The sequence below is a fragment of the Pseudomonas sp. B21-036 genome (assembly GCF_024748925.1).
In the GTDB taxonomy this organism is placed as follows: Bacteria; Pseudomonadota; Gammaproteobacteria; order Pseudomonadales; family Pseudomonadaceae; genus Aquipseudomonas; species Aquipseudomonas palmensis.
Genome location: NZ_CP087178.1, coordinates 5,537,598 through 5,554,530, shown reverse-complemented (window position 1 = coordinate 5,554,530; position 16,933 = coordinate 5,537,598). Strand labels below are relative to the sequence as shown.

19 protein-coding genes and 1 pseudogene are annotated in these 16,933 nt (G+C 63.3%); 8 read left to right on the top strand and 12 right to left on the bottom strand.

Going from position 1 to position 16,933, the window contains the following annotated elements:
- The first annotated feature begins 22 nt into the window (after nt 1–22).
- Nucleotides 23–793, top strand: coding sequence for a gamma-glutamyl-gamma-aminobutyrate hydrolase family protein (locus tag LOY33_RS25355; protein WP_054916675.1), 771 nt, complete (start codon nt 23–25; stop codon nt 791–793).
- Nucleotides 794–899: 106 nt separating this feature from the next.
- Nucleotides 900–2,420, top strand: coding sequence for an APC family permease (locus tag LOY33_RS25350; protein WP_043861573.1), 1,521 nt, complete (start codon nt 900–902; stop codon nt 2,418–2,420).
- Between the two features lie 18 nt (nt 2,421–2,438).
- Here LOY33_RS25350 and gmk read toward each other — a convergent pair whose 3' ends face one another.
- Nucleotides 2,439–3,059, bottom strand: coding sequence for a guanylate kinase (gmk, locus tag LOY33_RS25345; protein WP_043861574.1), 621 nt, complete (start codon nt 3,057–3,059; stop codon nt 2,439–2,441).
- A gap of 13 nt (nt 3,060–3,072) precedes the next feature.
- The gene (locus LOY33_RS25340) at nt 3,073–3,936 is read right to left on the bottom strand and encodes a YicC/YloC family endoribonuclease (protein WP_058541943.1); all 864 of its coding nucleotides are present in this window, start codon (nt 3,934–3,936) and stop codon (nt 3,073–3,075) included.
- A 264-nt stretch (nt 3,937–4,200) separates the two neighbouring features.
- Here LOY33_RS25340 and rph point away from each other — a divergent pair, with 264 nt between their 5' ends.
- Nucleotides 4,201–4,923 (top strand): ribonuclease PH, encoded by a 723-nt coding sequence (gene rph / locus LOY33_RS25335; RefSeq protein WP_043861576.1) that lies wholly within the window; start codon nt 4,201–4,203, stop codon nt 4,921–4,923.
- A 12-nt stretch (nt 4,924–4,935) separates the two neighbouring features.
- Nucleotides 4,936–5,301 carry a DUF4870 domain-containing protein gene (locus LOY33_RS25330; protein ID WP_058541942.1) on the top strand — a complete coding sequence of 122 codons (366 nt, stop codon included), beginning with the start codon at nt 4,936–4,938 and terminating at the stop codon, nt 5,299–5,301.
- A gap of 132 nt (nt 5,302–5,433) precedes the next feature.
- Here the strand turns inward: LOY33_RS25330 and LOY33_RS25325 are convergent, their stop codons facing one another.
- Nucleotides 5,434–6,213, bottom strand: coding sequence for an exodeoxyribonuclease III (locus tag LOY33_RS25325; RefSeq protein ID WP_043859862.1), 780 nt, complete (start codon nt 6,211–6,213; stop codon nt 5,434–5,436).
- An 80-nt stretch (nt 6,214–6,293) separates the two neighbouring features.
- Between LOY33_RS25325 and pyrE the strand changes: the two genes are divergently transcribed.
- Nucleotides 6,294–6,935, top strand: a complete 642-nt coding sequence (pyrE, locus tag LOY33_RS25320) for an orotate phosphoribosyltransferase (protein ID WP_043859861.1) — start codon at nt 6,294–6,296, stop codon at nt 6,933–6,935.
- Nucleotides 6,936–7,021: 86 nt separating this feature from the next.
- Here pyrE and argB read toward each other — a convergent pair whose 3' ends face one another.
- From argB to coaBC, 5 genes and pseudogenes are all read right to left on the bottom strand, one after another.
- Complete coding sequence (gene argB / locus LOY33_RS25315) at nt 7,022–7,927, bottom strand: acetylglutamate kinase (protein ID WP_043859860.1); 906 nt, start codon at nt 7,925–7,927, stop codon at nt 7,022–7,024.
- Nucleotides 7,928–7,956: 29 nt separating this feature from the next.
- A pseudogene (locus LOY33_RS25310) lies at nt 7,957–9,333 on the bottom strand (phosphomannomutase/phosphoglucomutase); the annotation flags it as partial.
- Between the two features lie 169 nt (nt 9,334–9,502).
- Complete coding sequence (locus tag LOY33_RS25305; protein ID WP_058541940.1) at nt 9,503–10,216, bottom strand: hypothetical protein; 714 nt, start codon at nt 10,214–10,216, stop codon at nt 9,503–9,505.
- Nucleotides 10,213–10,668, bottom strand: a complete 456-nt coding sequence (gene dut / locus LOY33_RS25300) for a dUTP diphosphatase (RefSeq protein ID WP_043859857.1) — start codon at nt 10,666–10,668, stop codon at nt 10,213–10,215. The genes LOY33_RS25305 and dut overlap by 4 nt, the downstream gene beginning before the upstream one ends.
- Before the next feature lie 6 nt (nt 10,669–10,674).
- The gene (gene coaBC, locus LOY33_RS25295; protein ID WP_058541939.1) at nt 10,675–11,883 is read right to left on the bottom strand and encodes a bifunctional phosphopantothenoylcysteine decarboxylase/phosphopantothenate--cysteine ligase CoaBC; all 1,209 of its coding nucleotides are present in this window, start codon (nt 11,881–11,883) and stop codon (nt 10,675–10,677) included.
- Nucleotides 11,884–12,018: 135 nt separating this feature from the next.
- On the opposite strand from coaBC, the gene radC reads away from it, so the two are divergent.
- The gene (radC, locus tag LOY33_RS25290; protein ID WP_058541938.1) at nt 12,019–12,699 is read left to right on the top strand and encodes a RadC family protein; all 681 of its coding nucleotides are present in this window, start codon (nt 12,019–12,021) and stop codon (nt 12,697–12,699) included.
- A 21-nt stretch (nt 12,700–12,720) separates the two neighbouring features.
- On the opposite strand, the gene LOY33_RS25285 is transcribed toward radC, so the two are convergent.
- Both LOY33_RS25285 and LOY33_RS25280 read right to left on the bottom strand, forming a co-directional pair.
- Nucleotides 12,721–13,527, bottom strand: coding sequence for a hypothetical protein (locus LOY33_RS25285; RefSeq protein ID WP_058541937.1), 807 nt, complete (start codon nt 13,525–13,527; stop codon nt 12,721–12,723).
- A 147-nt stretch (nt 13,528–13,674) separates the two neighbouring features.
- Complete coding sequence (locus LOY33_RS25280; RefSeq protein WP_058541936.1) at nt 13,675–15,264, bottom strand: ABC transporter substrate-binding protein; 1,590 nt, start codon at nt 15,262–15,264, stop codon at nt 13,675–13,677.
- A 362-nt stretch (nt 15,265–15,626) separates the two neighbouring features.
- Between LOY33_RS25280 and rpmB the strand changes: the two genes are divergently transcribed.
- Nucleotides 15,627–15,863 (top strand): 50S ribosomal protein L28, encoded by a 237-nt coding sequence (rpmB, locus tag LOY33_RS25275; RefSeq protein WP_043859852.1) that lies wholly within the window; start codon nt 15,627–15,629, stop codon nt 15,861–15,863.
- A gap of 11 nt (nt 15,864–15,874) precedes the next feature.
- Nucleotides 15,875–16,030, top strand: a complete 156-nt coding sequence (gene rpmG / locus LOY33_RS25270; RefSeq protein WP_010225867.1) for a 50S ribosomal protein L33 — start codon at nt 15,875–15,877, stop codon at nt 16,028–16,030.
- A 68-nt stretch (nt 16,031–16,098) separates the two neighbouring features.
- On the opposite strand, the gene LOY33_RS25265 is transcribed toward rpmG, so the two are convergent.
- Together LOY33_RS25265 and LOY33_RS25260 are read right to left on the bottom strand one after the other, a co-directional pair.
- On the bottom strand, nt 16,099–16,347 hold the full coding sequence (locus LOY33_RS25265) for a hypothetical protein (protein ID WP_370409248.1): 249 nt from the start codon (nt 16,345–16,347) through the stop codon (nt 16,099–16,101).
- Nucleotides 16,348–16,437: 90 nt separating this feature from the next.
- Complete coding sequence (locus LOY33_RS25260) at nt 16,438–16,800, bottom strand: cupin domain-containing protein (protein ID WP_258660483.1); 363 nt, start codon at nt 16,798–16,800, stop codon at nt 16,438–16,440.
- Nucleotides 16,801–16,933: the final 133 nt, after the last annotated feature.

Here is a 16,933-nt window from a genome sequence, read left to right as displayed (position 1 = left end):
AGCTGCAACGGAGGCTTAACCGATGAACGAGCGCGCAGGGCGGCTGCCCCTGATTGGTGTGAGTGCTTGCCGCCAGCAACTGGGCAAGAACTCGTCGCATACCGTGGGCGACAAGTATGTCGAGGCGGCCGGTTTTGCCGGATTGCCGCTGATTCTCCCGGCCCGGGACGTCGCAAGCGACCCGAACCTTGTGCTGGAGCATCTGGATGGCATTCTTTTTACCGGTTCGCCTTCTAATGTCGAGCCGCATCATTACAATGGCGCCCCCAGCGTGGAAGGCACCCGCCACGACGTGTTTCGTGACCGGCTGACCCTGCCGCTGCTGCAGGCCGCGATTGCCAGGGGTGTACCGGTGTTCTGCGTGTGCCGGGGCTTCCAAGAACTCAACGTCAGCCTGGGCGGCACCTTGCACCAGCGTGTGCAGGAGCTGCCAGGCTACCTGGACCATCGCGAGTCGCAGGATGCGCCGCTGGAAGAGCAATACAGCCCCCGCCACCTGGTGACATGTCAGCCCGGGGGGAAATTCGAGCAGATGGGGCTGCCTGCCCGCTTCATGGTCAACTCGCTGCACAGCCAGGGCATCGATCGCCTGGCCGCCGGCCTGCGCGCCGAAGCCCTGGCTCCCGATGGACTGATCGAAGCTGTGTCCATGGATGACGCCCCAGGCTTTGTGGTCGGTGTGCAATGGCACCCGGAATACCGCTTTGCCGAAAACCCGGTGTCGCTGCGCCTGTTCGAGGCGTTTCGCGAAGCCTGCATCGCCCATGCGCTACGCCGGGAGAAGGCCCTATGAGGTCACCCGGCTGAGCCGGCGATGCACTGCAACAAGTTTCATTGAGTGATAGCGGGCACCCCACGGGGGGCCCGGAAAATAATACCAATAGTGACGGCAACTACTCATGAGCGAACACAAAGCAGGCCTGTCCCCAGGTGTGGGCGGGCGATCCAAAGGGCTGGCCAAGGGCCGGCTCGGACTGCTGGCCAGCATCGTGCTGGGCATTTCCACTATTGCGCCGGTGTATACCCTCACCGGCGCCCTCGGCCCGACCGTACGCGAAGTCGGCGCCCACCTGCCGGCGGTGTTCATCGTCGGTTTCCTGCCCATGTTGCTGGTGGCGCTGGGTTATCGCGAGCTGAATGCCGCCGAACCCGACAGCGGCACCTCGTTCACTTGGTCGGTACGTGCCTTCGGCCCGATGATCGGCTGGATCGGTGGCTGGGGGCTGGTCACCGCCACCACCATCGTGTTGTCGAACCTCGCCGGTGTGGCGGTGGACTTCTTCTATCTGTTCCTCGGGCAGATCACCGGCAAACACGAGGTGGCGGCGCTGGCCGACAACCTGCTGGTCAATGTGACCACCTGTTGCGTGTTCATCGCCATGGCCGTGTGGATCTGCTGTCGCGGCATCGCCACCACCATGACCGTGCAGTACGGCCTGGTGGCGCTGCAACTGATCGTGCTGCTGGGTTTTGCCATGGCCGCATTCGGCGGGTCGTCGGAGGCGCCGCCGCTGACCTTCGAGATGGACTGGTTCAACCCGTTCGGGGTGGAGTCGTTCTCGGCCTTCACCGCCGGCCTGTCGCTGTCGATCTTCATCTTCTGGGGCTGGGACGTGTGTCTGAGCATCAGCGAAGAATCGGTGGGCAGCGATGACGTACCGGGCAAGGCAGCGACCCTGACCGTGCTGCTGATTCTGGGCCTGTACCTGGTGACCGCAATTGCCACCCTGCAGTTTGCCGGCATCAGCGATATCGGCCTGGGCTTGGGCAACCCGCGTATCCAGGAAAACGTCTTCGCCCACCTGGCCGGCCCGGTGATGGGGCCACTGGCGATCCTGATGTCGATCGCGGTACTGGCCAGCACCGCGGCCTCGTTGCAGTCGACCTTCGTTTCGCCGGCGCGCACGCTGCTGGCGATGGGGTACTACGGCGCAGTGCCGGAGCGCTTCGCGAGCGTCTGCCCGCGTTCGAAAACCCCGCGTTATGCCACCATCTGTGCCGGCGTGGCCGCAGGCGTGTTCTACGTCACCATGCGTACCCTGAGCGAGAACGTGCTGGCCGACACCATCACTGCCCTGGGCATGATGATCTGCTTCTACTACTCGCTGACCGCGTTCGCCTGCGTGTGGTACTTCCGCCACAGCCTCACCGACAGCCTGCGTCACTTCCTGATGCGCGGCCTGTGCCCGTTGCTGGGCGGCGGCATTCTTTCGGTGATCTTCCTGCAGACAGCCTATGACAGTGCTTCGCCGTCGTTCGGCAGCGGTTCGCATGTAGGGGGGTTGGGGCTGGTGTTCGTGATCGCGATGATCATCACCCTGCTGGGCCTGGTGCTGATGATGCTGTCGCGCCTGCGTGCGCCGGCGTTCTTCCTGGGCATGACCCTGCGCCGTCACGCAACGGTGCCCGGCCGCGGTTAAGCGGCCGGGGCACGCTGCTCAGGCAAGCAGTTGCCTGAGCAGTTCGCTGTGACGTTGCTGCTGCTGGCCGCGCTGCAGGCGGTTGGCACGGAACACCGCCTTGAGGTCGTCCAGTGCCGTGGCGAAGTCGTCGTTGATGATGACGAACTCGTATTCGTCGTAATGCACCATCTCGCTGACCGCCTCGCGCATGCGCCCTTCGATGATCTCGTCGCTGTCAGTGCCGCGGTTGGTCAGGCGCTGGCGCAGGGCCTGCTGGCTGGGCGGCAGGATGAAGATCGAACGCGCCTCGGGCATCAGCTTGCGCACCTGCTGTGCACCCTGCCAGTCGATTTCCAGGATCAGGTCATGGCCCTGGTCAAGGGTCTGCTGCAGTGCGCTGCGCGAGGTGCCGTAGCAGTTGCCGAAGACTTCGGCCTGCTCCAGGAAGTCGCCCTGGGCGATCATGCGGTCGAACTCGGCGCGGTCGACGAAGTGGTAGTTCACCCCGTCATGCTCGCCCGGACGCATGGCCCGCGTGGTGTGCGAGACCGACACGCGAATGTGGTTGAGGTCGTCGGTGAGCGCCTTGACCAGGCTGGTCTTGCCGGCGCCCGAAGGGGCCGAGACGATGAAAAGGGTGCCGCTGCTGTGGGTCATGGTAGGGGTGGCCTTACTCGATGTTCTGTACTTGTTCACGCATCTGCTCGATCAGAACCTTGAGGTTGACCGCCGCTTGGGTGCTGCGTGTGTCAAAGGCTTTGGAGCCCAGGGTGTTGGCTTCGCGGTTGAGTTCCTGCATCAGGAAATCCAGGCGCCGGCCGGCGGCGCCGCCCGACGTGAGCACGCGGCGCACTTCGGTGACATGCGTGCTGAGGCGGTCGAGTTCTTCGGCCACATCGCTCTTCTGCGCCAGCATCACCATCTCCTGCTCCAGACGCTGCGGGTCGAGTTCGGCCTGCATGTCGGCAAAGCGGTCCAGCACCTTCTGGCGCTGGGCGGCGAGCATCTGCGGCACCAGGGCGCGCAGGGTGGTGACTTCCTCGCTCATGCTGTCGAGGCGCTCGTTGATCAGTCGGGCGAGTTCCGCGCCTTCGCGGTTGCGGCCGTTCTTGAGCTCCTTGAGGGCCTGTTCGAACAGGCCCATGGCCTCGGCATTGAGCGTCTGCGGGTCGCTGGCATCGGCCACCAGCACGCCCGGCCAGGCCAACACCTCGAGCGGGTTGAGGGGGCCGGGCTGCTTGATCAGGCCGGCCACGGTCTCGGCGGCGGCGACCAGCTGAGCGGCACGCTCGCGGTCGACCTGCAGCGGCTTGCCGGCGTTCTCTTCATTGAAGCGCAGGGTACATTCGACCTTGCCGCGCGACAGGCCCTGGCGCAGGGACTCGCGCACCGCGCCTTCGAGGTCGCGCAGGGCTTCGGGCAGGCGCAGGTGCGGCTCGAGGTAGCGATGATTGACCGAGCGCAGTTCCCAGATCAGTGTGCCCTGGGTCCCGGCCTGCTCGACGCGGGCGAAGGCGGTCATGCTGTGCACCATGGGAAGTACCTCGCAGATTAGGGAGCAAGCCGACAGCCTGCAAAGGCGCAGGATTGTAACGCAGTGCGGCGCCGGCTCCCAATGCGCTGATGCTACAAAGCAGCGGGCAGGGCGCCGCAAATACCGGGCGGCGCGGGCAGATCGGGGCTTGTGGCGTGGTGCGCCGATGATCGGCTGGCCGTGCATTTGGCCGCAGGCATGTCCACCGAGGGCCCTGTAGCCCTATAATGCCGGGCAGATTCATATCCAGTACAGGTAGCCCAAATGAAACGTCCAAGTGGTCGCGTTGCCGATCAGCTGCGCTCGATCCGCATCACCCGCAACTACACCAAACACGCCGAGGGGTCTGTACTGGTCGAGTTCGGAGACACCAAAGTCATCTGCACGGTCAGCGTCGAGAACGGCGTACCGCGCTTCCTCAAAGGCCAGGGCCAGGGCTGGCTGACCGCCGAGTACGGCATGCTGCCGCGCGCCACCGGCGAGCGCAACCAGCGCGAAGCCAGCCGCGGCAAGCAGGGTGGTCGTACCCTCGAAATCCAGCGCCTGATCGGCCGCTCGCTGCGCGCCGCGCTGGACATGAGCAAGCTGGGCGACATCACCCTGTACGTCGACTGCGACGTGATCCAGGCCGATGGCGGTACCCGTACCGCGTCGATCACCGGTGCCATGGTTGCGCTGGTCGATGCCCTGCGCGTGGTCAAGAAGCGTGGCGGCCTGAAGGGCGGCGACCCGGTCAAGCACATGATTGCGGCCGTATCGGTCGGCATGTACCAGGGCGTGCCGGTGCTCGACCTGGACTACCCGGAAGATTCGGCGGCCGAAACCGACCTGAACGTGGTGATGACCAGCGCCGGTGGTTTCATCGAAGTCCAGGGCACCGCCGAAGGGGCTCCGTTCCAGCCTGAAGAGCTCAACGCCATGCTGGCGCTGGCGCAGAAGGGCATGACCGACCTGTTCCAACTGCAGCAGGCCGCGCTGGCGGACTGATCGGGAGTCGTCATGGCCGAGCCGTCCAACGCGCCGATGCCCGGTGATGCAGCCCGTCATTGGGGCATGTTGTGCCACCTGGCGGCGGCTGCCGGCATGGTGGTGCCGTTCGCCAACCTGATCGCGCCGCTGGCCTTGTGGTGGTTCAAGCGCGGCATCGACCCGTACGTCGACGCCCAGGGCAAGGAGGCGGTGAACTTCCAGCTGACCATAACCCTGCTGGGCATGGTGTGCGTGGTGGGGTTTACCGTACCGATGGCCAAGCTGGCGCTGACCATCATCTCGCTGGGGGTGGCGGTACTGATCGTCATTGCGGCGGTCAAGGTAAAGCAGGGCAAGGCCTTTCGTTATCCGTGGGCCTGGCGTGTGCTGACCTGACATGCTTCGTCGGCAAGGCCGGCTCCTACGGCGGTTGCGTTGACCCGGTAGGAGCCGGCCTTGCCGGCGAAAGGGCCCGAAGGCCAGATACGAAAAAGCCGACACGCAGTCGGCTTTTTTGTGGCTGAGCGATCAGATCGTCAGCGTCCAGTCATAGTCCACGATCAGTGGCGCATGCTGGGAGAAGCGTGGCTGACGCGGCAGGCGAGCGCTTCGTACGAAGCGGCGCAGGCCCGGGGTCAGCAGCTGGTAGTCGAAACGCCAGCCCAGGTTGAGCATCTCGGCCTGCTCGTTGTCCGGCCACCAGCTGTACTGGTCGCCCTCACGGCTGACTTCGCGCAACGCATCCACATAGCCCATGTTGCCGACGATCTCGTCCATCCAGGCCCGCTCTGGCGCCAGGAAACCCGGCGACTGCTGGCCGTCGCGCCAGTTCTTCACGTCGAGCTTCTGCTGCGCCACATACAGCGAGCCGCAGTAGATGTACTCGCGACGCTTGCGGCGCTGCTTGTCCAGGTATTTGCCGAAGTCGTCCATCAACTTGAATTTCTGGTTGAGGTCTTCGTCACCGTTCATGCCCGAAGGCAACAGCAAGGTGGCAATACTGACTTTGTCGAAATCGGCCTGCAGGTAACGCCCGTAGCGATCGGCTGTCTCGAAGCCCAGGCCGCTGATGACTGCCTTGGGCTGCAAACGCGAGTAGAGTGCCACGCCGCCTTGGGCTGGAACTTCTGCATCGCAGGCATAAAGGAAGTAGCCATCGAGCTGGAAAGCTGGGTCGTCGAGTTCAAAGGCCGAGGCGCGGGTATCCTGAAGGCAGATGACGTCGGCATTCTGGGCTTGTAGCCAGCTGAGCAAACCACGCTCGACTGCAGCCTGAATGCCATTAACGTTCACACTGATGATCCGCATAAATGGCCCCAAAAATCTCGTGCGTGTATGATACCCGAGCTGTACTCATTTAGCTAAATCTGTGGTAGCCGGGACTCTTCATGCAGCCGTATCAGCGCGAATTCATTCGTTTTGCCATCGATCGTGGGGTTCTGCGCTTCGGTGAGTTCACCCTCAAGTCGGGCCGCATCAGCCCGTATTTCTTCAACGCCGGCCTGTTCAACAGTGGCGCTGCCCTGGCTCAGCTCGGTCGGTTCTATGCGGCGGCGATCGTCGACAGCAAGATCCCGTTCGACGTGCTGTTCGGCCCGGCCTACAAGGGCATCCCCCTGGCTGCCGCGACGGCGGTGCAACTGGCCGAGCACCATGGGCTGGATGTGCCGTGGTGCTTCAACCGCAAGGAAGCCAAGGCACACGGCGAGGGTGGCAGCCTGGTGGGCTCGCCACTGGCAGGCGACGTGCTGATCATCGACGACGTGATCACTGCCGGCACGGCCATCCGCGAGGTGATGCAGATCATCCAGGGCCAGCAGGCCAGGGCGGCGGGCGTACTGATCGCGATGAATCGCCAGGAGCGTGGCAACGGCGACCTGTCGGCGATCCAGGAAGTGGAGCGTGACTTCGGCATTCCGGTGGTCAGCATCGTATCGCTGACCCAGGTGCTGCAGTTCCTCGCCGATGACCCGGCGCTCAAGCAGCACTTGCCGGCCGTCGAGGCCTACCGGGCCCAGTACGGTATCTGAGGCAAACAAAAAGGCGACCCGCGGGTCGCCTTTTTTGTACCTGTGGTGGCCCGCTCCTGTAGGAGCCGGCCTTGCCGGCGGATGCCTCAGCGCGGTTCGTGATTGGTAATCAGGGTACCCACGCCACTGTCGGTGAAAATTTCCAGCAGCACCGCATTCGGCACGCGGCCGTCGATGATGTGCGAGCTGTGCACGCCGCCCTGTACTGCTTCCAGTGCGCAACGGATCTTGGGCAGCATGCCGCCGTAGATGGTGCCGTCCGCGATCAGTTCGTCAACCTGCTCGGTGGTCAGGCCGGTGAGCACGGTGCCCTGCTTGTCCATCAGGCCGGCGATGTTGGTCAGCAGCATCAGCTTCTCGGCCTTGAGCGCTTCGGCCACCTTGCCTGCCACCAGGTCGGCGTTGATGTTGTACGACTCGCCGTTGGCGCCCACGCCGATTGGCGCGATCACCGGGATGAAGTCGCCCTTGACCAGCATGTTCAGCAGGTCGGTGTTCACCCCGACCACTTCGCCCACATGACCGATGTCGATGATTTCAGGGCTGGTCATCTCTGGCGTCTGGCGGGTGACGGTGAGCTTCCTGGCGCGAATCAGCTCGGCGTCCTTGCCGGTCAGACCGATGGCGCTGCCGCCATGACGGTTGATCAGGTTGACGATGTCCTTGTTCACCTGGCCGCCGAGCACCATCTCCACCACGTCCATGGTCTGCGCATCGGTGACGCGCATGCCATCGACAAACCGGCTTTCGATGGACAGGCGCTTGAGCAGGTCGCCGATCTGCGGGCCGCCGCCGTGCACCACCACCGGGTTGATGCCGACTGCCTTCATCAGCACCACGTCGCGGGCGAAGCCGGTCTTGAGCTCTTCGCTCTCCATCGCGTTGCCGCCGTACTTGATCACCAGCGTCTTGCCGACAAAGCGGCGGATGTAGGGCAGCGCTTCGGACAGTACCTGGGCGACATGGGTGGCGGCATCACGATCAAGGGTCATGCAGGGCTCCAGTTGGAACAAGGGGTCGGTCAGAACGTTGGTTGCAGATCAGGGGCTGCGCGCTTGAGCTGGGCAAGGAACACGTCCTTGATTCGCTGCAGCTCGGCTTCGCTGTCGGCCTCGAAGCGCAGTACCAGCACCGGCGTGGTGTTGGAGGCGCGAACCAGGCCCCAGCCGTTGGGGTAGTCGACCCGTACACCATCGATGGTGGTCAGGTTGGCGTCTTGGCCCCAGTCGGCGTCGCGTTGCAGTGCCTCAATGATGCTGAATTTACCCTCGTCCGTCACATCAATGTTGATTTCAGGGGTACAAATATCGTTCGGGAACGCCGCGAACAGCGTTTCGGCATCGCTATCGGCCTTGCTCAGGATCTCCAGCAGGCGCGCGGCGCTGTAGATGCCGTCGTCGAAACCGTACCAGCGCTCCTTGATGAAGATATGCCCGCTCATCTCGCCGGCCAGCAGGGCGCCAGTCTGCTTCATCTTCTTCTTGATCAACGAATGACCTGTCTTCCACATCAGCGCGCGGCCGCCGTACTGTTCGATCAGCGGGGTCAGGCGGCGGGTGCATTTGACGTCGAAGATGATCTCGGCGCCCGGGTTGCGCGCCAGCACGTCCTGGGCGAACAGCATCAGCAGGCGATCGGGGTAGACGATGTTGCCGGTGTTGGTCACTACGCCGACACGGTCGCCGTCACCGTCGAAGGCCAGGCCCAGGTCGGCGCCGCTTTCCTTGACCTTGGCGATCAGGTCCACCAGGTTTTCCGGCTTGCCCGGGTCGGGGTGGTGGTTGGGGAAGTTGCCGTCGACCTCGCAGAACAGCGGGATCATCTCGCAGCCCAGCGCCTCGATCAACTGCGGGGCGATCACCCCGGCGGCGCCGTTGCCGCAGTCCACCACCACCTTGAGCTTCTTCGCCAGCTTGATGTCGCCGGTGATCTGGGTGAAGTAGCGGTCCAGGATCTCGACCTTCTCGACGCTGCCTTCGCCGCGGGTGAGGTCGTTGGTCTGCAGGCGGATCAGGAGGGCCTGGATCTGCTCATTGGCCAGGGTGTCGCCGGCGATGACGATCTTGAAGCCGTTGTAGTTCGGCGGGTTGTGGCTGCCGGTGAGCATCACCCCGGACTTGCCGGCCAGCACGTTGGCGGCGTAGTACAGGGCTGGCGTGGGTACCAGGCCGACGTCGCTGACCTTGCACCCGGCCTCGACCAGGCCCTTGATCAGTTGCTCGACCAGCATCGGGCCGGACAGGCGACCGTCGCGGCCAACCGATACATGCGGCTCGCCCTGGGCCAGGCTCTGTGCACCGATGGCGCGGCCGATCCAGTAGGCGGTTTCGGCGGTGAGGCCTTCGCCGACCACACCTCGGATATCGTAGGCGCGGAAGATGCTGGCGGGGAGGTTCGGGGTCATGCGTTCCATGTTGCTCACCTGGGGAAACTCCAATTGGAAGGGGCTATGTTGGGTCGACGGTCGGCATGCGCTGCAGGCACCCGGCGCGCCGCGCGGCTAAAGATGTCCGGCTTTGACGGCATTTTCGACATAGAGTTCTTGAGCCGGGCGATTCATCCGTCGATCACCTCTGAAAGATCGACCCGGGCTGAAAGTGCAGGCTCCATGCATCGTTGAAGGTCCCTATCGGGGTTATTGCCGGGCTATCACTTTCGCCTGCGCTGGCCAGTACGGCCTGAGGGTCGTCGAACACGCCTTGCACGAGGCTGGCCTTGCCGATTTCCGGCATGTCTATTTTCAGAGCAGCACTTACACGTTGCAGCTCGAAAGTCATGAGCAGCACAGCCTGCACCGGGCCTGTCGCACTGCCTCGAATGGGCGTGACACTGTGGATATGCAGTTGCCCGTTGGTCGGGTGGGCCTCCAGGTTCGGTGGTACCCCGCGTTCGGCTCGCCCGATCATGTCCAGCAATGGCGGGCTGAGTGAGCGGTCGTGGAGGCTCTCGCGCCTGGCCTGGCCGGGCGTGAGCAACCGACTGCTGACCAACCCTTCGAGGTAGCTGAAGTCGTCCAGCACCTGGCGCGCCTGGCGGGCGTCAGCCGCCTTGGCGGCGGCAAGCAGGGCCGGATGGCGGGCCACGGTGTCGACCTCGGACACCAGACGGGCGATCTGCTGGTCGAGCGCAATGACCAGCCCGAAGGCCGGAAAATACGTCTGCAGGTTACGTTGCTCGCGTTGCAGAGGGATTACCAGCGTCAGCCACACCGCGAGCCCGGCGACGAGCATGCCGGCCAGGCCCCAATACAGGCCTGGCAGCAGGGCTCGCGCGTTGTTCAATGGCTGCCCGAATGGCCGAAGCCGCCAGCGCCACGCTGGGTTTCGTCGAAGGTTTCGACGATGTCGAAGTGCGCCTGTACCACCGGTACCAGCACCAGTTGCGCAATGCGCTCGCCGATGGCGATGGTGAAAGGGGTCTGGCCGCGGTTCCAGCACGACACCATCAGCTCGCCCTGGTAGTCCGAATCGATCAGGCCGACCAGATTGCCCAGCACGATGCCGTGCTTGTGGCCCAGGCCCGAGCGCGGAAGGATCAGCGCGGCCAGGCCCGGGTCGCCGACGTAGATCGACAGGCCGGTAGGGATCAGTATGGTCTGGCCCGGCTCCAGGACGGTCTCTTCCTTGAGCATGGCGCGCAGGTCGAGGCCGGCAGAACCGGGGGTGGCGTATTGCGGCAGCGGGAATTCGCTGCCAAGGCGCGGATCGAGAATCTTGGCTTGTAAGGCGTGCATGCAGAGTTAAACCTGGTTGAGACGTTCGGCGATGAAGGCTACCAGCTGACGGGCGATCTTGCCCTTGCTGGTCTGTGCAAAGAGTGTTGCTTGAAGTTGGCGATCGATCACGCTGCAGGCGTTCTCCTCGCTGTTGAAGCCGATGCTGGGGTTGGCCACGTCATTGGCGACGATCAGGTCGAGGTTCTTGTCCTTGAGCTTGCGCGCGGCGTAATCGAGCAGGTGTTCGGTCTCGGCGGCAAAGCCGACGCTGAACGGGCGGTCGGGGCGGGTGGCGATGGTGGCCAGAATGTCCGGGTTGCGCACCATCTGCAGCAGCAGGCCGTCACCTGTCGTAGGGTCTTTCTTGAGCTTTTGCGGGGCGACGACTTCGGGGCGGTAGTCCGCAACCGCAGCCGATGCGATGAACACATCGCACGGGATCGCCGCTTCGCACGCGGCGAGCATGTCCCGCGCGCTCACCACGTCGATACGGGTCACCCGGTCGGGTGTGGGCAGGTGCACCGGCCCTGTCACCAGGGTTACCCGAGCACCGGCTTCCACCGCCGCTTCGGCCAGGGCAAAGCCCATCTTCCCCGAGCTATGATTGGTGATGTAGCGCACCGGGTCGATGTTTTCCTGGGTCGGGCCTGCGGTAATCAGCACGTGCTTGCCGGTCAGCGACTGGCGCTTGAAGGTTTCGGCGGCGCACCAGGCCAGGTCGGTGGCTTCGAGCATGCGGCCAAGGCCCACGTCGCCACAGGCCTGGCTGCCGGAGGCCGGGCCGAACACCTGGATATCGCGGCTTTGCAGCAGCTGCAGGTTGGCCTGGGTGGCCGGGTCGCGCCACATGGCCTGGTTCATGGCCGGTGCCAGCGCCACGGTGGCGTCGGTAGCCAGTACCAGGGTGGTCAGCAGATCGTTGGCAACGCCTTGCGCCAGGCGCGCGATCAGGTCGGCGGTGGCAGGTGCGATCAGCACCAGGTCGGCCCACTTGGCCAGTTCGATATGGCCCATCGCCGCTTCGGCGGCAGGGTCGAGCAGGTCCATGTGCACGGGGTGCCCGGACAGGGCCTGCATGGTCAGCGGGGTGATGAATTCGGCCCCGCCGTGGGTCATGACGACGCGTACTTGCGCGCCGTGCTCCAGGAGTCGGCGAACCAGCTCGGCGCTCTTGTAGGCAGCAATGCCGCCGCCGACGCCAAGAACGATGCGTTTCCGATACAGCCGCTGCATAGGCTTGCCTTTCTTTGATCAGTGTTTGCACGCGGCGACGACGCCTCCCCAGGCCGAATCGTCGCGTAAAAAGAGGGGGCTACGATAGCACAGGGCTGAAATGGGGAGCAGCCACACACAGACAGAGGGACAGCTATGGGTATCAGGGATTGGCCGTCGGCGGAACGCCCGCGGGAGAAGTTGCTGGAGCGAGGGGCCGCGAGCCTGTCGGACGCCGAGTTGCTGGCGGTGTTCCTGCGCACCGGTGTGGCAGGCAAGAGCGCGGTGGACCTGGCGCGCCACCTGTTGCAGCAGTTTGGCGGCTTGCGGCAACTGCTGGAGGCCGATCAGCCGACGTTTCAGCGCGAGCTGGGGCTGGGCCCGGCGAAGTATGCGCAACTGCAGGCGGTGATGGAGATTGGGCGCCGGCACTTGGCCGAAACCATCATCCGCGACCCGGCGTTGCAGAGCCCGGGGGCGGTCCGGCGTTACCTGAAATCGATGCTGCGTCATGAAGAAAGCGAGGTGTTCGGCTGCCTGTACCTGGACAACAAGCACCGTCCTCTAGGGTTCGAGGCGTTGTTCCGCGGGTCCATCAGCAGTGCCAACGTCTACCCTCGGGAAGTCATCAAGCGTGCGTTGGCCAGAAATGCCGCAGCATTGATCCTTTGCCACAATCATCCGTCAGGTGTTTCCGAGCCAAGCCAGGCAGATATCAATCTGACCCTGCGCTTGCAGAAAGCCCTGGGCCTGATCGAGGTGCGGGTGCTGGATCACATCATCATCGGCGATGGGGAGCCATTGTCGATGGTGGAGCGGGGCTTGTTCGCTGCCTGACGCTGCTGTGCGTGGGCGGTACTAGTCGATCAGCTTTGTTGCAACAAACGACGCAGCCAGCCCGACAACCGAAGCCAGCAGCAGGTAGTGACGCACCACAAGCTCGGTTCTGATCGTGGCTGGAAAGGACTCCACGTCTGCGGCCTGCAGCGATCCTGTTCTGATGAAGAGCTTCGCATGAGCCAGAAGCGCAGCGATGCATACGGTAAACACGATTCTGCCAAACACCGTGTTGTACATCACCGGGCGCTGTCGATTCACCACCGCCTTGCAGTTGGCAAGGTACCGGGATGCACTGGTCATGTAGCGCATGCCAGCCTGTGCGTACTGGGTGGCGACCCACCCCAGGCCGGCGATGCAAGGCAGTTGCAGTGCAAGGGGCAGCCAATAGGGTGAATACCCGCCGAGCCCGAACTCCGTCGGCTCGCCCTGGTGCTGAACGGCTTTGAGCACCTGCAGGGCAAGGGCCAGCAGCACCAGAACGGCCAGCATTGCCAGCCTGAGGTGGTGGCTAAGAACCAGCAGCGTTCTGAGGTTGCCGGGGAAGCGCTTGATGTCCTCTGCGCTCAGGCCCCCGAACTCGACCGGGCAATCGGGGTAGGCCAACAGGCCGGCAATGTCGCCCACTGCCCTGAATCGCTGGCGCAGGCCCAGGTTGAGGCTGTACCGATGAGCGTCAACCAGCGGCGAGTTGTGAAGGTGCTCGAGTGCTTCGGCCAATCGCTGGGTGGCAATGTAGAGAAGCAGTGCGCCGAAGACCACCGGGCCGAGTATCAGTGCCACGGTGAGGCCGGCGATAGCCGCTTCGGTCCAGTATTCAATATCCAATGCGGCTATCCGTACGGTGCGGTTCGCTGGGCAACCATCGTAAGTCGATGGCGAGAGTCACCTGGCGGCTGAACACGCGCTGCAGGCTGCTGCAGTGTCCTTCGGGCTACCAGAGGACGCTGTCAGAAGCCTGCAGGCGCGAGTCGTTCAGCGTGCGGTCTTCACCGTGGCAAAGTCCTGCCGGCCGAACGGGCTGACCGTGTAGCCCTCCACATCCTTGCGCATCAGCACCGCTGCCGTGGGGTGCGCCAGTGGCAGCCACAGCGCCTGCTGCTGGATCAGCCCCTGGGCCTGCTGGTACAGGCGGCTGCGCACGCTCTGGTCGTTGGTGGTCTTGCCGGCACTGATCAACTGGTCCAGGCGCTTGTCGCAGTACCGCGCGAAGTTGGTCCCCGACTCGACTGCCGGGCAGGCAAACTGCGGGCTGAGGAAGTTGTCGGGGTCGCCGTTGTCGCCGGCCCAGCCCATGAACAGCAAATCGTGCTCACCGGCCTTGGCACGGCGGATCAGCTCGCCCCATTCGATCACGCGAATCTCGGCCTTGATGCCGACCTTCGCCAGGTCTGCCTGCAGCAGTTGTGCCCCCAGGCTCGGGTTGGGGTTGAGCAGGCTTCCCGAAGGGCGCGTCCAGATTGTGGTGCTGAAGCCGTCCGGCAACCCGGCCTTGACCAGCAGCGCCTTGGCTTTGGTCGCGTCGGTCGGGTAACCCGGCAAGTCCTTGGCGTAGCTCCAGGTGTTGGGCGGCAGGGGGCCTTCAGCGGCGACTGCGGTGCCTTCGAACACGGCCTTGAGGTAGCTGGTCTTGTCGAGCGCCAGGTTGATCGCCTGCCGTACCTCGACCTTGTCCAGCGGCGGGTGCTGGCTGTTGATCGCGACGAACGCGGTCATGAACGCCTCGGTCTTCTCGACCTTCAGGTTTGCGTCTTCGGCGGCTGCCGCAACGTCCAGCGGCTTGGGCGACAGGGCGATCTGGCACTCGTTGCGCCGCAGTTTCTGCAGGCGCACGTTGGCGTCGGGGGTGATCGCGAAAATCAGCGGGTCGACGCTCGGCTTGCCGGCAAAATAGTCGGCATTGGCGCGGTAGCGGATCACTGCGTCCTTCTGGAAACGCTGGAACACGAACGGGCCGGTGCCGATCGGCTGGCTGTTGAGCTTCTCCGGGGTGCCGGCCTTGAGCAACTGGTCGGCGTATTCGGCCGAATAGATCGAGGCGAAGCCCATGCTCAGGGTGGCGAGGAAGGTCGCGTCCGGATGGTCGAGGGTAAAGCGCACGCTCAGCGGATCGGGTGCCTCCACCTGCTTGATGAGGCTGGGCAGCTGCAACGACTGGGCATGCGGGTAGCCGCTCTGGGTGATCTTGTGCCAGGAGTGGGCGGGGTAGAGCATGCGCTGGAAGCTGAACAGCACGTCGTCGGCGTTCAGCACGCGGCTGGGCTTGAAGTACGGCGTACTGTGAAACTTTACCCCCGGGCGCAGCTTGAAGTCGTAGACCAGGCCGTCGGCCGATACCGTCCAGCTTTCGGCCAGGCTCGGCACCACCTTGCCGCTGGTGGCGTCGAATTCCACCAGCCGGTTCATGAGCACATCGGCAGAAGCATTGGTGGTGGTCAGCGCGTTATACTGCACCACGTCAAAGCCTTCGGGGCTGGCCTCGGTACATACGCTCAAGGCGCCTGCCTGGGCCAGTGCGGGGCTTAGCAGCGCTGCGAGCAACAGGGGTAAAGCGGCACGACGCATGGTGACTCCTTGGCTGATCAATGGCCCATCTGCCCGTGCAGTCTGGAAAACTCCTACCCTAGTGCGCAAGGCCGTAAATGGCCAACTCCTTTTTCAAGGAATATTGCGACGAGCGGTTTTGTCGCTGGAAGCCCTGCATCCGGGCGGCCTGGGTTGATTCATGCATCGTGCGATCACATCAAATGTTGTTGTACCCCGGCCTTTCTGGTATAAAGCAGCGCTCTTTTCTAGGGGCTCGGTTTGTCGCATCTGCAGATCTTGCCGATAAGACCCTGAAGAAACACGGCGCCTGGCGCCAAAGACTGAGAGATTAAGCGGCCAACCCATGCCGGGTTGGGCATGTGGTTTTAGAGGGCTGAGGCATGTCGAGAGTCTGTCAAGTTACCGGTAAGGGTCCGGTAACCGGGAATAACATTTCCCACGCGAATAACAAAACCCGTCGTCGTTTCCTGCCGAACCTGCAGCATCACCGCTTCTGGGTCGAGTCGGAGAAGCGTTTCGTGCGTCTGCGCGTTTCTGCCAAGGGCATGCGTATCATCGACAAGCGCGGCATCGATGCCGTTCTGGTCGAAATTCGCCGTAACGGCGCCAAGGTCTAAGGGAGAAAATCATGCGTGAATTGATCCGTCTGGTGTCGACCGCTAATACCGGCCACTTCTACACCACCGACAAGAACAAGCGCACCACTCCGGACAAAATCGAAATCAAAAAATTCGATCCGGTTGTTCGCAAGCACGTGATCTACAAGGAAGCCAAGATCAAGTAATTGATCCCGGCTTACGAAAAAAGGCCCGCATCTCACGATGCGGGCCTTTTTTTATGGCGATTTTCTGTTCAGCCGAAATGGAAACCGCTGATCAGGCCCGCCTCGTTGCCGCTGATGTTCACGCGTTGCGGGTCCATTTCGCGGGTCGACATCTCGCCGATGCCGACCACGCGCTGGCGCCCGGTCAGTTCGCTGATGTAGGCCTTCACGGTCGGCACGTAGCGGGTGCCGACCAGGCGGCCGATGCAGGTGAGCACTTCGTCGTTGCTCAGCTGCAACGCTTCGATGGGGCAGACGACCGGTTGATCCTTTTGCATGGTGAGGCTCCTTGAGTTCAGGTGGGTCCGGATAAGGACCTCGCCATGCTCGCGCCAGGGAGGGCTGGCGCGGCGGTATCTATCTATGGCCTATGCCTTGGGCTCGAACATCACGTAGATCTTGCGGCAGGTCTCCAGCACCTCCCAGGTGCCCTTGAAGCCGGCCGGGATCACGAAGCGGTCACCGGTGCGCAGGGTCTTGGCGTTGCCTTCTTCGTCGCGCAGCACCGATACGCCGTGCACGATCTCGCAGTATTCGTGTTCAGTGTAATTGACGGTCCATTGCCCGGGCGCTCCCTCCCACACGCCAGCGGCGAATTGCCCGCAAGGGCTGGCGTAATGGTTGTAGACCACCTGCTCCGGGTCGCCCTTGAGCACTTTTTCGGCAGCCGGGCGGTAGCGCTCGGCCTCGGTCAGAACCTGTGCGAAATCGACAATCTGCTGGATATTCATGTTTGGGTCCCCTGATTGTTAAATAAAGTGCACATCACTAGGCATTTGGCCATGTATTGTCAAATATATTGATAATTCAGGTGCCAGAGTTTAGGGTGTCGAGTGCCGTAGAGCGACAATCGCTCCGGCCGTA

Coding starts and splice junctions, on each gene's coding strand:
- pyrE (WP_043859861.1), top strand. CDS start 6,294: ATGCAGCCGTATCAGCGCGAATTCATTCGTTTTGCCATCGATCGTGGG.
- rpmB (WP_043859852.1), top strand. CDS start 15,627: ATGTCGAGAGTCTGTCAAGTTACCGGTAAGGGTCCGGTAACCGGGAAT.
- LOY33_RS25265 (WP_370409248.1), bottom strand. CDS start 16,347: ATGCAAAAGGATCAACCGGTCGTCTGCCCCATCGAAGCGTTGCAGCTG.
- LOY33_RS25330 (WP_058541942.1), top strand. CDS start 4,936: ATGGCCGAGCCGTCCAACGCGCCGATGCCCGGTGATGCAGCCCGTCAT.
- rph (WP_043861576.1), top strand. CDS start 4,201: ATGAAACGTCCAAGTGGTCGCGTTGCCGATCAGCTGCGCTCGATCCGC.
- gmk (WP_043861574.1), bottom strand. CDS start 3,059: ATGACCCACAGCAGCGGCACCCTTTTCATCGTCTCGGCCCCTTCGGGC.
- coaBC (WP_058541939.1), bottom strand. CDS start 11,883: ATGCAGCGGCTGTATCGGAAACGCATCGTTCTTGGCGTCGGCGGCGGC.
- LOY33_RS25355 (WP_054916675.1), top strand. CDS start 23: ATGAACGAGCGCGCAGGGCGGCTGCCCCTGATTGGTGTGAGTGCTTGC.
- LOY33_RS25325 (WP_043859862.1), bottom strand. CDS start 6,213: ATGCGGATCATCAGTGTGAACGTTAATGGCATTCAGGCTGCAGTCGAG.
- LOY33_RS25350 (WP_043861573.1), top strand. CDS start 900: ATGAGCGAACACAAAGCAGGCCTGTCCCCAGGTGTGGGCGGGCGATCC.
- LOY33_RS25260 (WP_258660483.1), bottom strand. CDS start 16,800: ATGAATATCCAGCAGATTGTCGATTTCGCACAGGTTCTGACCGAGGCC.
- argB (WP_043859860.1), bottom strand. CDS start 7,927: ATGACCCTTGATCGTGATGCCGCCACCCATGTCGCCCAGGTACTGTCC.
- radC (WP_058541938.1), top strand. CDS start 12,019: ATGGGTATCAGGGATTGGCCGTCGGCGGAACGCCCGCGGGAGAAGTTG.
- LOY33_RS25280 (WP_058541936.1), bottom strand. CDS start 15,264: ATGCGTCGTGCCGCTTTACCCCTGTTGCTCGCAGCGCTGCTAAGCCCC.
- rpmG (WP_010225867.1), top strand. CDS start 15,875: ATGCGTGAATTGATCCGTCTGGTGTCGACCGCTAATACCGGCCACTTC.
- LOY33_RS25340 (WP_058541943.1), bottom strand. CDS start 3,936: ATGGTGCACAGCATGACCGCCTTCGCCCGCGTCGAGCAGGCCGGGACC.
- dut (WP_043859857.1), bottom strand. CDS start 10,668: ATGCACGCCTTACAAGCCAAGATTCTCGATCCGCGCCTTGGCAGCGAA.